Genomic DNA, 15,768 nt, shown 5'->3' with positions numbered 1-15,768 from the left:
GCATAAAATAATAACAACAGTTTACGTCCTGTGGCCTCATCTTCGAGCCAAGGGTTCTGCATGTCTGCTCTCAATACATCATCACTATGGAATAAGTCTTTTATTCTGTGCTTAGCGAAAAATCTGTTTTTGTTCATCTTTTACTTTGCACAGACCTCAATCCTCCCAATCTATATTTTGAATGATTTGGGTGGAAACCTTGCACAAGCAGGCTTAGCCATGACCTTGTTCATGGCATCGTCTATCGCAGTTCGCCCTTATAGCGGACTCATTATTGAAAAATTTGGCAATAAGAAAACGCTTTTTTTTTGCGGAAGCCCTATTTGGTTTGTTTTCCTTGGCTTGTTTGTTTGCCAATAATTTACAACTGCTGTTACTGATTCGTTTTCTACATGGCATCTGGCTAAGTATCATCACCACAGTTGCCGTACCTATCGTCAATGAGTTTATTCCAGAAAAACGTAAAGGCGAAGGTATGAGCTATTTTGTCATGTCCATTAATCTGGGGATTGTACTTGGGCCATTCCTCGGTTTAACCCTGATCCAGTCTGTATCCTATCCAATGGTCGCAGGGATTTTAGCGTTTAGTATCTGTCTCGGTTTCTTGTTTTGCTTCTTTATCCCAATTCAGCAGACCACTCAAAAATTGACACTACCCGTGAAGCGCAAGCTCAGTATCCATGACTTTGTTGAAACTAAAGCCTTGAATATTTCAATTATGGGCATGATCGTTTCTTTTTCCTATGCCAATATCATGTCGTTCATTTCAACTTATGCAGAGTCTAAACATCTGCTCAACTACGCGAGCCTGTTTTTTATCGTCTTTGCAATTTCCATGATGAGCCTACGTCCGATTACAGGCAAAGTTTATGACCGTTGTGGGCCAAGTTATGTGATTTACCCAGCGATTATATTATTTAGCTTAGGGCTTGTGATTCTTAGTCAGATTCAATCTTTGACGGGTTTATTGGTTGGGGCTGTATGCGTTGGCATGGGCTTTGGTTCTGCACAGCCTTGTCTACAGACTCTAGCTATTCAAGGTGCGGAAAAGCATCGGATTGGCCATGCGACCTCTACATTCTTTACCATGTATGACTTAGGTATTGCACTTGGCTCTATATTGTTGGGCATACTCATTTCTAAGCAAGGTTATAGCTTTACCTATTTATTCTGTGCACTGACAACCGTTTTAAGTTTATTTTTCTATGCCTTTATCGCGAATAGAAAGAAAACTGCTTAAAACATCAGTCCGTATGCGCATAGCAATGAACATACGGACTCAGAAAATTAGGCGTCGGCCTTGTCTTCTTCAGCATCTTTGGCTTTTTCAGCAATCGCTTGATCAAAAGACAAAGCACTATTTGAGTTTAACTGTGGGTTGGCACGACTACTCTTTAATTTAATCTGTAGACGTAATTCATTGACCGAGTCTGCATTTCGTAGCGCCTCTTCGTAAGCGATTGCACCTTGATTGTATAAATCAAACAAAGCCTGATCAAAAGTCTGCATGCCTAACTCTCGTGACTTCGACATCACTTCTTTAAGTTCGTGGAAATTCCCTTTAAGTATCAAGTCTGACATCAACGGTGTATTGAGCATGATTTCTACTGCTGCTCGGCGACCACGCCCATCTTCAGTTCGCACCAGACGCTGTGAAATAATCGCTTTCATATTGGAAGATAAGTCCATCAAAAGTTGATTGCGACGTTCGTCTGGGAAAAAGTTAATAATTCGATCTAAAGCCTGATTTGCATTATTAGCATGTAATGTGCCTAGGCATAAGTGGCCTGTTTCTGCAAAAGCTATGGCATGCTCCATAGTCTCCGTGTCACGAATTTCACCAATTAAAATGACATCGGGCGCTTGGCGCAAAGTATTTTTCAAAGCATTGTGCCAAGAGTGACAGTCCACACCTACTTCTCGATGAGTAATCATCGACTTCTTATGCTTGTGAACATATTCCACTGGGTCTTCAACCGTAATAATGTGCCCTGCCGAGTTTTCATTTCGATGATCAATCATGGCCGCCAAAGACGTAGATTTACCTGACCCTGTACCCCCAACTACCAATACTAAACCACGTTTTTCCATAATCACGTCTTTTAAAGACGTTGGAAGTTGTAACTTGGTGAAGTTAGGAATTTCCGCGGTAATCGTACGAATCACCATACCTACATGTAGTTGCTGCTGAAAAACATTGACGCGAAAACGTGAAACATTGGGAACGCTAATTGCAAAATTACACTCAAGCTCAGTTTCGAATTCCAATCGTTGCTTTTCGTTCATTAAGCTATAAGCAAAGAGCTTAGTCTGATCAGATGGTAAATTTTGTTGACCTAATGGCTTCATGAGGCCCTGATGCTTAATACTTGGCGGAAAGTCTGCAGATATAAATAAGTCTGAACCACCATACTCAACCACTTTGCTGAGCATGTGAAACATCATTCGACGGGCTTCTTCTAAAAGTTCTGCAGAATACATAGTGTTCTCTAAAAATTAGTGCAAATAGCTGACTTTAAAAAGCATTTCTTTTATTCAAAATACAATTTTTATCGTGTTGTTTCAGGCTTCTGATTTTGCATAAGTTTCTGCTCTAGCTCAACCTAATTTATCGTTTGATAAATAACTTTTAGCTTATTTTTCAATTTATTATCTTAATTTATTGAACTAGATCACAAAAAAAGACCTTTCATTGAAAGGTCTTTTTGGCTGCGTTGATTAAGCACTACGTTGAACGGCATGACTGCGTAATGTGTCGGCAACCTCTAAAAGTACTCGCTCGGTTTTTTCCCAGCCTAAACAGCCATCGGTAACAGACTGACCATAGACCATGTCATCTGAAATTTTCTGATTACCATCAACCAAATGACTTTCAAGCATGACACCACACACATTGCTTTGCGTACGTTCTGCAACAATGCTACGCAATACACTAGGTTGATTAAGTGGATTTTTACTACTGTTCCCATGACTACAGTCAATCACCAAAGCAGGTAATTCACCTTTGACTTTATCTTGCATATGACGAATATCTGTTAAAGCATAGTTAGGCCCTGAGTTTGCCCCACGTAAAATCAGGTGCGGCTTCGGATTTCCTTGGGAATGAAGCATACATGCCATGCCTTGCTGCCCAATTCCCATGAACTGGTGAGGGTTTGATGCAGACTGAATCGCATCCAGAGCAATTTGAATTGAACCATCTGTGCCATTTTTGAAACCAATGCTGAATGGCATATGACTCGAAATTTCACGATGAATCTGCGACTCGCTGGTACGCGCACCAATGGCTCCCCATGCCAACAGATCATCGAAATAAGCAGTCGCCATCGGGCTTAAAATTTCTGTAGCAATCGGCAAACCCATTTCAATAATCGCTAAATACAATGCTCGAGACTGCTCTAGTCCCAACTGCATATTGGACGATCCATCGAGCAGAGGATCGTATAAGAAACCTTTCCAACCCACTGTTGTCCGTGGTTTTTCAATATAGGCACGCATTACGAAGAAAATCTGATCTGAAACCTTGGTTTGTAATTGTTTTAACTTTTCAGCGTATTCTAAAACCGCAATAGGGTCATGAATGGAACAAGGGCCAGTAATGACCATTAAACGATGGTCTTTGCCTTCTAATATATTTTGAATGGTTTGACGCTGTTCAGCAATTTGTAATTTTAATGGCGTTGAAAGTGGTAACTGCGCTTTGAGTTGCTGCGGCAAACTTAAAAGTGTTTCTTGAACTGTCGTTTGATTACTTTGTAGTGCAGTATTTAGAGCATTCATTGGTTTGTATCCTTTGGACTGTGGTCTTCAGTCCGATCTTTTATTTGAGCGTTATGGGTCTAATGGATTGCTGGGCTAAAGTCATAAATTGACTAAAGTAAAACCAATAAAAGTTGCTAAAGTATGAATAGTTAGTTGTTTTCATGAAGTACTCCAAAATTTATTAAAACAGCAGATATAAAAAAACCTGATCAGGGTTGCCGATCAGGTATTAACTAGGTGGGCAACCTTTTGATGCCCGAACGCGTTCAGGCAATTATTTAAATTGCCAAAAGTAATAATTTGCGTTAGAGATTACAGGTTGCTTTAACATTTTTATATCTTCAAAAAATATGTTATCTGAAATTTAAAATACGCTGATTTTTTTGCTTTTACAACACTTTTTTATACAAAAAATTCTGTTCTATCCAGTTCAAGCTACTACCTTCGTCTTTAATTCAATGGCCTAATCATGTTTGAGTTCATGAGAACAGTTTAAAGCGCGACTTAATCTCTGGGACTATGTTGAGTACGAAGACTAAAGCAGACCAACTATCTACAAATGGCTGGAACATTCAGTCATGTGCATAATCCAAATAGTTACCTAAAGTAAGCCTATTTCAGAAAATAAGTTCTGATAAGCCTCAGCTTTTTTCTCTAAAGCCAAAGGATAGGCTCGAGAAGAAGATGGCATCCGATAAAGGTTCAGGTCTCGCCCGGCAAAATGTGTCTCGGACTTCATACCAATTTGTGGTTTTAAAGTACCTGTAGGCATAGACAGCATGAGGGTGTCAGTGGCTTTATCACCCGTGGTCATCACACTATGACACCCGGGTATTTGTTTAAGTAAATGGTGTATATTGGTTGGGGTAATAATGTGCAAAAACTTATCTGAAGCATTTCCTTTTTGGCGAATCACTTCATAGGCTGTATCAAAAATCGCAATGCCACGTTCATTTAAAAATGTACGGATCTGTTGTTCTTTAAATGTCTTCTGCTCGATATTGAGAAAATAATTTTTATCTTGAAAAAAACACAGACCAAATATTTTCCACATATCATTTTGAAAATTTGGATAGTAAAAGTCCATTTTCCAGCGAGTCTTGGGCGGCGGAAAGCTGCCCAGCATCAATAATTTGGCATTAGCTGGGAGGAACGGTTTAAGTGGATGTTTTTCGATTTCAACTGAATGTGTCATAAGCTATAAAAAATTGTCTTTATTGCATTTTAAAAAGATTGGCGTATTTTTTCAGCCACTTGTTTACCCCAAAATTGATAAATTTCTTTGCTAGGGTGGAAACCATCTTCGGCCATAGCTAAGTTTAAAGTCAAAAATTTCTTGAGATCGTATGCTATCCATTCCATCTGATTTTGCTGTGCGACAAATTGGCCTAATTCTAAGTTCATCGCTTTGGCATATTTACCGAACAACCACGCAAGTGGGTTTGGAAGTGCGGGAAACTGATCCATCGGTGGTACACCTGATGCAATTGTTAGTTGTGGACTAAACTTATGTTTGAGTATTTGATAAAGCTGCCTCTGTTTTGTGATCCAAGCCTGCGGCGAAGTGAATTTTGTAATGTCATTTACGCCCACAGAAGTAATAATGACATCAAAATGCTGTGTCTCAAGTGTTTGGATGGACTGAATGACCTGATCTGTGGTGAATCCCGTCGTTGCGTGTAAATAAAATTGAATACTAAACTCAGATGACAGTTCTTTTAAAATTGAACCCAATAACGCATCATCTTGAACATTTACACCAACACCAGCCGCCGCTGAATCCCCCAAAATGAGCAAGGAAAGCGACTTACCCACGCCTTTTTGTCCAATGCGTTCTCCTTTGGGTTCAGCCAATCTTGGTGTATTTTTTTTGACGGCATAGCCCTGAAAAAGAATGACTGGAATCAAAGCCAGCGTATAAATTTTTAATCGCATATTCAGTGACTGGGTCTAAGCTAGCTGAGAGATGAAAATAGTATACGTTGAATTGCACCGACACACCGACTTAAATATTCTTAAGAAATCAAGAAGTAATGTTGTTCCAGCCATTTTAAGTCTATGTGTTCGGCTATTTTTCTAAGTGACAAATATAATCTACGACTTCACTTGCCATCATACTAAAGCGACTGTTGGCAGGAACATCAAAACTTTCACCTGCATGATACAGCATCATTTCAGTCTGTAACCCAATTTTAACTTGGCATTGACCTGAAACAATTTCAATATGCTCCGCGAGATGTGTTTCAAAAGTCAGTGGTTGATCTGTAGGCAAAATAACCCCAAGGGTCTTTTGTGAACCATCTTCACATTGAATGACATGGATGATTGCGCGCCCACCAAAATGAACATTGGGCTTTTTTCTGACTGAAACAAAGTCGAATTGTGTGGACATCTTGATCACCTTTTTTCTTCAATGCTACCTCGAGTTTATGACCAACTCATGAATGCACTCAAATGATCATCTGGAAATAGCAACGTGTGTTTAGAAGGCAGTGGCATAGTTAAAAATAAAAAGGCTGATTTACAGCTTTTTTATTTCAATCATTTGTTCCGTCCTGAAATAAGTTTACACCTTAAGAGACTTATTTTATGGAACATGCACGAGAACAAAGAGTTAAACGTACACAACGTGATTATAACTTCGCCTTTAAAATGATGGTTGTACATGAAGTAGAAAAAGGGCAAATTACTTATAAACAAGCTCAGGCAAAATATGGTATTCAAGGAAGATCAACTGTGCTGGTATGGTTACGCAAGCACGGACAACAGGACTGGACTTCGAATATGCCGACTTCTTCTAAACGCCAATTGACACCCCAACAACGAATCCGCCAATTAGAAAAACAGTTAGCCGCAGAAAAGCTCAAAACTGAATTTATACAGGATGTGATTTATCACATTGATAAAGAGTGTGGGACTGATCTTGGAAAAAAGTATACCGAGCACGTTTCAAAGATTGGCAAAGCCAAAGAAGACTAAGCGTTTCACGTTATTGTCAGTGGTTAGGAATCACTCGACAAGCTTATTATCAAGCAGAAAAACGTGCTCAAATGACTGCACAAGTAACCGAACAAATACTCGAGTTGATTATGGAGTATCGCTGTCTCATGCCAAGTATCGGAACACGTAAGCTGTATTGGCTTAGCGCCATTATGGGATATGTCCTTCCATGACAGATGGAGGAGACTGTTATCAAAATGCATTAGCAGAGCGGATTAATGGAATATTAAAGCAAGAGTTTTTAACTACACGATGTCAAACCATGAAGGAGTTAGATCACTTAATTACGGAATCTATCATGATTTATAATTGCTATAGACCACATTTAAGTTTAAATATGAACACCCCGAATCAGATGTATGAGCAAACTAAAACCGAGCTAATTGCTTAACTCGGTTTGAAGTGGAATACTGTCAATCTATTTCAGGACAAGACAATTAACCCAGTTTATTGACCAATTTCAGCGGTAAAATTTTCATTGCTAAACCAAGTGGTAACCACGGCCATTTAGGAACATAGGCTTTTACAGGGGCTTTTTCAATTTCTGCGGCCAACAGTCGTGAACCTGTTTTTTCATCCACTTCAAAAGGTAGTGGTTTTGCACCCTCATTGATTTCTGTACGAATATAGCCAGGGAAAATCGTGGTGACTTTAATTGGGGTATTGAGCAGTTCTGCAAGAATACCTTCGGCCAAATGTGCAACACCTGCTTTACTTGCACCATACGCTGTCAAATGTTTCGGCATACCGCGGACTGCACTCATAGAAGAGATAACAACCAAATGCCCTGCATTTTGCTCACGGAAAATTTCAACTGCAGCTTCACACTGCGCTAGAGCTGAAATAAAGTTGGTTTCAACAGTGGCTTTATTAATCGCAAAACTGCCTTTACCAATTCGACGTCCATCTCCAATTCCAGCATTTACAATCACACGGTCTAAATGGCCAAACTCTTGTTTAAATGCACGAAAAACTTCAACCACTTGATCGTAATTGGTCACATCTAAAACTCTAGGGATGACTTTTATCCCGTACTTGCTTTTAAGTTCCTGCTTTAAACTTTCAAGGCGATCTAAGCGTCGTGCACAAATTGCCAAGTTATAGCCTTTTTGTGCAAATTCGCGCGCCATACCTGCACCAATGCCAGAACTTGCCCCTGTAATTAAAATTGTTTTAGCCATGTCTTAATCCTGTCCTTAGATCCATGTCAGTAAGTTTGAGTTTTCAGCTTTAATAAAATGATGTTCATTGAGACTTAAAAGCTGTGGTTCATTGCCCACCAGTCGTAATGTGGTCATGCTGCTGTTGGCAATAGCCCAATTAAGCGCAAAGGTTTTATTTGGACTTAAACCCAACAGCCTACCTGCAACCACTGAAATTACACCGCCTGAAGTAAACACCACAGCATAGCGCGGTTTGCTTTGAGCCAGTTCATCACACAAATCTTGTAAAGCGACTTCAATTCGACTTTTAAACTCAGGCCATGATTCATCGTACTCATGGTGATAGTCGCCACCTGTCCATCGTTCAATTGCCCCTTCAAATATCTTGGCCAAATATACACGTGGGTTCGACTCTTTTGCCACATCGGCTTTTAGTAAATGTGGCTCATTAAAACGCGGTTCGTAATGAGCAAAGACTTGCTGATGATTGAACTCATTCCATGCAGGATCTGTTAAGACATCTACTTCAGGAAAGCATTCAGCCAAAGAAATACATGCCGTTTGCTGATGTCGCTGCATGGAGCCTGACACCACCACAGGGGCTTCTTTTAAGATCTGATCAAAATATTGACCCAAAATTTTGGCTTGGAGTTCACCATTGGGAGAGAGTTGATCATAACTTTCTGCACCAAAAGATGCTTGCCCGTGGCGAATGAAATAAATAGTGGTCATTTGCCTAATATTTCCTTCATTTTAACAATGTACTTTTGAGCGACTTCATTGGCTTCAATTTTCTGTAAACCAATCAATTTAAGTGCACGAATATGGAGAGCATGAATCAAAATCCAAAAATCTTTGAAGGCAGGATTATTGGTCTGTTTATGGTGATAGCGATAATAAATTTGTTGGGCAATCACGGCTAAACGGAAAATGCCAAAGACTTCATAAAAGGTCCAATTCTCTGCTTCTAAACCCGTTTTTTCTAAATAATAATCGACCACTTCTTTACGTGTGAACATGCCTTGAAGATTTGTCGGTTGACGACGTGTCGCTTTAAAGAGTGCACTATCCGACTCTTCAACCCAATATGCCAAGGCCGAACCTAAGTCCATGAGTGGATCACCGAGCGTTGCCATTTCCCAATCTAAAACGCCAATAATTTGTGTCGGATGATTCGGATCTAAAATAACATTATCAAAACGCCAATCGTTATGAATTACGCAGGTTTTTGAGTCTGCTGGAATGTTATCCTTCAGCCACTTTCGCACATATTTGAATGAAGGGACGTTAATGGTTTTGGCTTTTTCAAAACGAGCGTCCCAACCTTCCACTTGACGACGGCAGTAACCATCACCTTTACCAAGGTTCTCAAGTTCTGTGCCTTGGTATGGCACTTGATGAAGTTCGATCAGTTTATCAATCACATTGATACACAACTCACGAACTTGGGCTTCTTTAAAATCTAGCTCTCTCGGTAAATTGGCACGTGGAATAATGCCTTCTACACGTTTCATCACGTAGAAGTCACAGCCAAGAACAGATTCGTCCTGACACAACGCAACCATTTCGGGAAGCACAGGATAAAAAGGGATTAAATTCTTTTGCACATGATATTCACGTGCCATGTCATGTGCAGATTTAGCTTTTGTACCTTTGGGTGGGCGGCGTAGAATTAGATCGACATTGTCGTATTTCAATCTATACGTCCAGTTAGATGCACCGCCTGAGTATTGCGTAACTTCTTCAACCTGCCCTTGTAGATCGACACCTTGTGCTTTGAGCCAGTTTTCTACGGCTACAGCATCCAGTTCTTCACCCGCCCGAACTGTTCCACCTACATCAATCGCTGACATTCTTTTTTCCCAAACTATCAATCTTTTCTTTATAACTTAGAAGATCATCTATTCTTATTTCAACACAATGAATTAAAGAGGTGATCTTCTCGTCTATTATTTTTTACGACGCGTACTATAGCCACGTTTTGCCAGTTCTAATTTTGCAATCATACCTTTATGCACTTCATCTGGTCCATCGGCCAAACGCAGTGAACGTGCTTGAGCGAAGAAACCTGTCAAAGGTGTATCACGCGACACACCTGCTCCGCCGTGAATTTGAATCGCCATATCGACCACTTTTTCAAGCACACTTGGCGCCACGACTTTAATGGCAGAGATTTCAGTTAACGCTGCCATATTCCCTAAAGTATCCATTTTATACGCAGCATACAAGGTTAATAAACGTGCTTGATCAATTGCAACACGTGCATCAGCCACGCGCTCTAGATTTCCACCTAATTTTAAAATTTCTTTGCCAAATGCAGTACGATTCATACCACGATCGATCATCAACTCTAAAGATTTTTCCGCAGCACCAATACAGCGCATACAGTGATGAATACGCCCCGGACCTAAACGACCTTGGGCAATTTCAAAACCTTGACCTGCACCACCAATAAAGTTGGAGACAGGAACACGAACATTACTAAAGCTAATTTCGCCGTGACCATGTGGTGCATCGTAATCGCCAAAGACTGGTAACATCCGTTCAATTTTGACTCCAGCTGTTTCAACAGGCACTAAAACCATCGAATGTTGATGGTGGCGATCTTTGGTTTCATCTGGTGTATGCGCCATAAAAATAATAATTTTGGCATTGGGGTCACCTAAGCCTGATGACCACCATTTACGACCATTTAACACAATTTCATCGCCTTCGATCACGGCTGTTGCTTGCATATTGGTCGCATCGGATGAAGCAACAGCAGGTTCTGTCATGCAGAAAACAGAGCGAATTTTTCCATCTAAAAGCTGTGTAAGCCACTCTTGCTTTTGAGTTTCAGAGCCGTAACGCCACAATACTTCCATATTGCCACTGTCAGGCGCATTACAGTTAAACACGGTCGGCGCAAGGAGACTCCGACCTGTAAGTTCTGCAATATGAGCATACTCTTGAACCGATAGACCTTGACCCAATTCAGGACAAGGCAAAAACATATTCCATAAACCCGCAGCTTTTGCTTTGGCTTTAAGCGTTTCAAGTTGCGCGGGCCACTGCCATTTGGTCCAGTCACCACCTTGGTTTAGTTCATGTACCTCATGCCAAAAGTCGGTTTCGATAGGCTCAATTTCGTTTTGAATAAATTGTTTGGTACGTTCTACATAATCTTGAGCACGTGCTGAAAGTTCAAACATGGCTGCTTCCTTCAATCTATTTTGATATTTTCGCTTTACATCAACATAACCTAAAAACTAATATGAACAAAATGGTTTTATTTTATAGATCAGCATGAACAATATTCATAGTAAGTCACCCATTGATATGGGACTTTTTCATCGCATTGATATCAATTTATACCCGCTTTTTATTGCGATTTATGAGCAAAAAAGTATTTCAAAAGCAGCTCAAATCTTGTCGATTACGCAGTCTGCTGCTAGTCATGCCTTGCAGCGTCTACGTAGCCATTTAAAGGATGATTTATTTGTTCGCTCTGGCAGCCAAATGCTTCCAACACCTTTTGCAGAACAAAATTACCTAATTATTAAAAATGCTTTAATTGCGATTCAAAGTATTTCTATGCAGCAGCAAAGCTTCGACCCGAACATGGTTCAAAGCCTAAAAATTGCGATTCATGATGAAATCGAACCGATTGTTTTCCCAAAGCTAGTCGCTCACTTTCAGAAACTTGGACTAAGTATTCAGTTTATGAGTAGCAAGCTTGACCGTAAAACGGTAGATGCCGATTTAGTTTCTCAACAAATTGATTTTGTGATTGATTTGGAACAAAATTTTGGTGATAAAATTCAATTTGAGAGCCTAGTCAAAGACCAGTTTGTGGCTTGTACTCAGCTCCAGCAAATCAATGCTGAATTGTATTTGGCTGCACCGCATATTGGTGTATCTTCGCGGCGTACTGGTGTTTTGGTTGAAGATATTCATTTAAATCGTAAGCAACTGTCTAGGCAGGTTTTTTTGCGTTGTCAGCACTATTCCACTGCGCTACAAATTTTAGAGCAATATCCAAATGCAATTTTAACGATTCCTCAAAATATTTTGAGCCATTTGCATGTTTCACCTCTACTCAATATTTTTGATGTTCCTGTTCAACTGCCGCAAATGAATATTGGAATTTATTGGCATAAAAACTTAATGGATAATAAAAGAAACCATTTTTTAAGAAACGAAATTTATAAAATTTTTACTTAGGCTATTTTTATATCTCACAAATTTGCTTAGGCTATTTCTTAATGAACTATAAGTTTATGCAAATAGACTGACTATTGGCTTTTTTATTTCGTTAAAAATTTGTTCCAGTTTACTTGTTCAATTAAACATCTATTTTGTTATTAAAAATAAACACTTGAGATCACTTAAAGCATTTTAAATAATGTATCTACCATACAATGTCTTTTTGATATTTTTATTTTCCATTGCTCTCCTCTATGTTTGATCACCTGTCCAATAGCTGGCTCATCGGTATTGGCTTCGTCCTTTGCCTGATACTGGTATTTACTTTTTATAAAATACAAAATGCTCTCAGCCAATTTCTTCATCCTTTTAAAAAAGGTAAAACCTATTGGTGTCGAATTACGGCTATAAGTGATGGTGATACACTGACATGTTATCGCTTTAACTTTTGACGCTCTGAAACCAAATTACGCTTTGCCTATATTGATGCGCCTGAGTCGACTCAAAGCTATGGGCCTGAATCCAAACGCTTAATCAAAAAAATGGTTTATCGGAAAGTGGTTCGTGTTCGCATTACAGACATTGACCGTTACGGTCGTTGTGTAGGTGAAATCTACCGTTTTCGGAGAAGTATGAATGAAGAGATGGTCAAACGTGGTGCAGCATGGGTCTATGAGGACTATATTAAGGATAAAAAGCATTTGAAACATATGAATGCTTTACAAAGTCATGCGAAAAAGCACAAGAAAGGTTTATGGCGCGGCACCCACCCTATTCGCCCGAGTGACTACCGAAAAATGAAGAAGTAGCCGATCTGTAAAAACTAAGCCGAAAAAGCCGCTCCATATGAAGCGGCTTTTTCATTAATTATTTGAAGACTTTAAAGCGTACAGCATCATCCACAAAGCCTTTTTCTTTGGCTTCCCCCTCAACCGAACCAAAGACCAGTTGTGCACACAGTTTCCAACTTGCAGGCACATCCCACTCAGCATGCACTTCTTCATCTACAATTGGATTGTAATGCTGTAAAGATGCACCTAAACCTAAGGTATGCAATGCAGTCCAAGTTGCAAACTGCGCTATTGCAGTTGAATGCTCTGCCCATACTGGGAAATTTTCAGCATAAGATGGAAATTGCTCTTGTAGGTTTTGAATTACATCCAGATCTTCAAAAAATAAAACTGTTCCCACACCTGCTGCAAAACTGGCCATTTTTGCCGTTGTTTTAGCCGCACTTTCTTCATCTTTAGCGTAAGACTTCAGTTTTTCAGCCACAAAAGTCCAAAACTTTTCATGTTCCGCATTAAATAAAATTACCGCCCGAGATGACTGTGAATTGAACGATGATGGGCTTTGTTTAATGGCTGTTTGAATCAAATCAGTTAAAAATTCAGGGCTGTGCTCGACCTTTTTACCAATGGCATAAATGGTACGACGCTTTGTGATTAAGTCGATGAACTGATTTGACATATTATAAAATCCTTACGGTTATATTGTGAATGATGACCCAATGTATCAAGCAATATTAATTCCAACATTTGACCAAATGATAAAATTTAGTGCTTTAGATGCAGTTTAAGTACTTTCTTGTTCTCGCAAGTACATAGTTTTGCTATCGATATAAAAAATCCTCCATTTGGAGGATTTTTTGAATGACTTAAAATTTAGCTTCTAAGACGTGAGTTGGAATTTTATTTTTCCATAAGTCACGAAGAACGGGTAAATAGAACTTTTCACCCAGTTCAACCAATTCTGCATCGATCAATGCATGAATCTCATGCATAAATAAATAATCGAGTTCAACTGTTTTCAACTGTTGCTGCGCTTTTGCAAAGTCTTTGCGTTTTTGTTGTGCACGTTTCACTAGAGCATCGGCAAAATCTTTATCTTTAAACTGTTTGATCGCGTTTAAACGTAGCTCAATCACGCCCCAACCACTCAACAACAGTTTGAAAAGTTCAAAGTCAGTCGTGGTCGATTCCCATGTCATTTCTTCAAGATTTTCATTTTCAGGTAGAACAGGAAGTAATAACTCCATAACACTTGGGAAAATCTTTTTGAAATTTAAAACAAATTTAACAGGATGTTCACCTGGATAATCGTTAAATTGCACGTTTTTCTGAACATCTGTCAAATAAATATCAAGCATGGCAACTCATCAGCAGTTTATCTTTAGTCGACCATTGTACCGACTTCGCCCAAAGATAAAAACCGCTGATGTTCATTTGCTCTTTAGTTGAGCATCTTTACCAAGGGCTATTTTACATTTGGGGAAATCATTTGCTCTGGACGTACAACTTCATCAAACTGCTCAGCGGTGACCAAGTTCAACTCCACAGCCACTTGTTTTAGGGTTTTGCCTTCTTTATACGCTGTTTTGGCAACTTTCGCTGCATTTTCATAGCCAATCACTGGGTTTAAAGCCGTGACTAACATCAATGAGTCATGTAAGAAATGGTCAATCTTTTCGCGGTTTGGCTCAATACCCACTGCACAGTGATCATTAAAGCTATTACACACGTCACCCAAAAGCTGAATAGACTGCAACAAATTAAACGCAATCACTGGCATGAATACATTCAATTCAAAGTTACCTGATGCACCCGCAACATTAATCGTGGTGTCATTGCCTAAGACTTGAGCCACCACCATGGTCATCGCTTCACTTTGAGTCGGATTCACTTTCCCAGGCATAATACTTGAGCCTGGTTCATTTTCAGGAATACGTAACTCGCCAAAACCACAACGTGGACCACTTGCCAACCAACGAATGTCATTGGCAATTTTGTTCAAGCTTACCGCAAGCGTTTTTAATGCACCTGAAGCAAACACTGCTGCATCACGCCCAGCCAATGCTTCAAATTTATTTGGTGCAGTCACAAAAGGTAGTCCAGTCAACTGTGCCAGTTGCTGCGCTGATTTTTCTGCATAATCAGGATGAGCGTTCAACCCTGTACCTACAGCGGTTCCACCTAAAGGTAGTTCATACAAACCTGAAAGTGCTTGTTGTAAACGCTTTAAGCCGTGATCGAGCTGAGAAACATAACCGCTAAATTCTTGGCCTAAGGTTAAGGGTGTCGCATCTTGTAAATGTGTTCGCCCAATTTTGACGATGTCAGCAAATGCTTGAGACTTTGCCTCTAAAGTATCTCGAAGATGGGTAAGCGCAGGAATCAGTAATTCATTGATTTGAATACTTGCTGCGACATGAATCGCCGTTGGGAACGAGTCATTGGTTGACTGAGCACGGTTCACGTGATCATTCGGGTGTACAGGTTTTTGCGCGCCTAAAGGATTGCCGAGTTTCTGATTGGCTATATTGGCAATCACTTCATTACAGTTCATGTTGCTTTGTGTGCCTGAACCAGTTTGCCATACCACTAAAGGAAACTGACTATCCCACTGCCCTGCAATCACTTCATCCGCTGCACCGACGATGTATTGCGCCAATTCTTGTGGAATTTGGTTGAGCTCAGCATTGGTCAATGCTGCTGCTTTTTTCACTAAGCCCATGGCACGAATCATTGGACGTGGTAGACGTTCATTACCAATTTTAAAGTTTTGCAAACTACGCTGAGTTTGAGCACCCCAAAGTGCTTCACTAGGTACTTCAACTTCGCCCATCGTGTCATGTTCAATACGTGTTTGCATTTTAACC

Annotated in this window: 14 protein-coding genes and 3 pseudogenes; 4 read left to right on the top strand and 13 right to left on the bottom strand. The window is 39.9% G+C overall.

Annotation, left to right across the window (positions count from 1 at the left end):
• Positions 1–60 precede the first annotated feature (60 nt).
• Positions 61–1,240 (top strand): annotated as a pseudogene (locus tag ACG9ZB_RS08575) (MFS transporter).
• A 47-nt stretch (positions 1,241–1,287) separates the two neighbouring features.
• Here the strand turns inward: ACG9ZB_RS08575 and ACG9ZB_RS08570 are convergent.
• The 5 genes from ACG9ZB_RS08570 to ACG9ZB_RS08550 form a co-directional block, all read right to left on the bottom strand.
• Complete coding sequence (locus tag ACG9ZB_RS08570; RefSeq protein ID WP_419325349.1) at positions 1,288–2,481, bottom strand: PilT/PilU family type 4a pilus ATPase; 1,194 nt, start codon at positions 2,479–2,481, stop codon at positions 1,288–1,290.
• 237 nt (positions 2,482–2,718) lie between these two features.
• Positions 2,719–3,780 (bottom strand): 3-deoxy-7-phosphoheptulonate synthase, encoded by a 1,062-nt coding sequence (locus ACG9ZB_RS08565; RefSeq protein WP_419325348.1) that lies wholly within the window; start codon positions 3,778–3,780, stop codon positions 2,719–2,721.
• Positions 3,781–4,363: 583 nt separating this feature from the next.
• Positions 4,364–4,957: a uracil-DNA glycosylase family protein gene (locus ACG9ZB_RS08560; protein ID WP_419325347.1), complete on the bottom strand. Its 594-nt coding sequence runs from the start codon at positions 4,955–4,957 to the stop codon at positions 4,364–4,366.
• Between the two features lie 29 nt (positions 4,958–4,986).
• Positions 4,987–5,697 carry an SGNH/GDSL hydrolase family protein gene (locus ACG9ZB_RS08555; protein ID WP_419325346.1) on the bottom strand — a complete coding sequence of 237 codons (711 nt, stop codon included), beginning with the start codon at positions 5,695–5,697 and terminating at the stop codon, positions 4,987–4,989.
• A 133-nt stretch (positions 5,698–5,830) separates the two neighbouring features.
• The gene (locus ACG9ZB_RS08550; protein ID WP_419325345.1) at positions 5,831–6,154 is read right to left on the bottom strand and encodes a pyrimidine/purine nucleoside phosphorylase; all 324 of its coding nucleotides are present in this window, start codon (positions 6,152–6,154) and stop codon (positions 5,831–5,833) included.
• 197 nt (positions 6,155–6,351) lie between these two features.
• Between ACG9ZB_RS08550 and ACG9ZB_RS08545 the strand changes: the two are divergent.
• A pseudogene (locus ACG9ZB_RS08545) lies at positions 6,352–7,153 on the top strand (integrase core domain-containing protein).
• A 46-nt stretch (positions 7,154–7,199) separates the two neighbouring features.
• On the opposite strand, the gene ACG9ZB_RS08540 reads toward ACG9ZB_RS08545, so the two are convergent.
• From ACG9ZB_RS08540 to ACG9ZB_RS08525, 4 genes are all read right to left on the bottom strand, one after another.
• The gene (locus ACG9ZB_RS08540; protein WP_419325344.1) at positions 7,200–7,943 is read right to left on the bottom strand and encodes an SDR family oxidoreductase; all 744 of its coding nucleotides are present in this window, start codon (positions 7,941–7,943) and stop codon (positions 7,200–7,202) included.
• A gap of 15 nt (positions 7,944–7,958) precedes the next feature.
• A complete protein-coding gene (locus tag ACG9ZB_RS08535) occupies positions 7,959–8,657 on the bottom strand; it encodes a histidine phosphatase family protein (protein ID WP_419325343.1) in 699 nt (232 codons plus the stop codon).
• Entirely contained in the window at positions 8,654–9,778 is a 1,125-nt protein-coding gene (locus ACG9ZB_RS08530; protein WP_419325342.1) for a phosphotransferase family protein, read from the bottom strand. The genes ACG9ZB_RS08535 and ACG9ZB_RS08530 overlap by 4 nt, the downstream gene beginning before the upstream one ends.
• A gap of 96 nt (positions 9,779–9,874) precedes the next feature.
• Positions 9,875–11,116 (bottom strand): acyl-CoA dehydrogenase family protein, encoded by a 1,242-nt coding sequence (locus ACG9ZB_RS08525; protein ID WP_419325341.1) that lies wholly within the window; start codon positions 11,114–11,116, stop codon positions 9,875–9,877.
• Positions 11,117–11,210: 94 nt separating this feature from the next.
• On the opposite strand from ACG9ZB_RS08525, the gene ACG9ZB_RS08520 reads away from it, so the two are divergent.
• Positions 11,211–12,128: a LysR family transcriptional regulator gene (locus ACG9ZB_RS08520; RefSeq protein ID WP_279733850.1), complete on the top strand. Its 918-nt coding sequence runs from the start codon at positions 11,211–11,213 to the stop codon at positions 12,126–12,128.
• Positions 12,129–12,292: 164 nt separating this feature from the next.
• Here the strand turns inward: ACG9ZB_RS08520 and ACG9ZB_RS08515 are convergent, their stop codons facing one another.
• Positions 12,293–12,466, bottom strand: coding sequence for a hypothetical protein (locus tag ACG9ZB_RS08515; RefSeq protein WP_419325399.1), 174 nt, complete (start codon positions 12,464–12,466; stop codon positions 12,293–12,295).
• On the opposite strand from ACG9ZB_RS08515, the pseudogene ACG9ZB_RS08510 reads away from it, so the two are divergent.
• Positions 12,395–12,919 (top strand): annotated as a pseudogene (locus tag ACG9ZB_RS08510) (thermonuclease family protein). The gene ACG9ZB_RS08515 and the pseudogene ACG9ZB_RS08510 sit on opposite strands and share 72 nt — an antisense overlap.
• Before the next feature lie 58 nt (positions 12,920–12,977).
• Here ACG9ZB_RS08510 and ACG9ZB_RS08505 read toward each other — a convergent pair.
• From ACG9ZB_RS08505 to fumC, 3 genes are all read right to left on the bottom strand, one after another.
• Positions 12,978–13,580: a nitroreductase family protein gene (locus ACG9ZB_RS08505; protein WP_419325340.1), complete on the bottom strand. Its 603-nt coding sequence runs from the start codon at positions 13,578–13,580 to the stop codon at positions 12,978–12,980.
• Between the two features lie 187 nt (positions 13,581–13,767).
• On the bottom strand, positions 13,768–14,259 hold the full coding sequence (locus ACG9ZB_RS08500) for a hypothetical protein (RefSeq protein ID WP_419325339.1): 492 nt from the start codon (positions 14,257–14,259) through the stop codon (positions 13,768–13,770).
• Between the two features lie 107 nt (positions 14,260–14,366).
• Positions 14,367–15,761, bottom strand: coding sequence for a class II fumarate hydratase (gene fumC / locus ACG9ZB_RS08495; protein WP_419325338.1), 1,395 nt, complete (start codon positions 15,759–15,761; stop codon positions 14,367–14,369).
• Positions 15,762–15,768 lie beyond the last annotated feature (7 nt).

The organism is Acinetobacter johnsonii, assembly GCF_048551975.1.
Lineage (GTDB): Bacteria > Pseudomonadota > Gammaproteobacteria > Pseudomonadales > Moraxellaceae > Acinetobacter > Acinetobacter johnsonii_A.
This window is presented reverse-complemented; position numbering and strand designations above follow the sequence as displayed.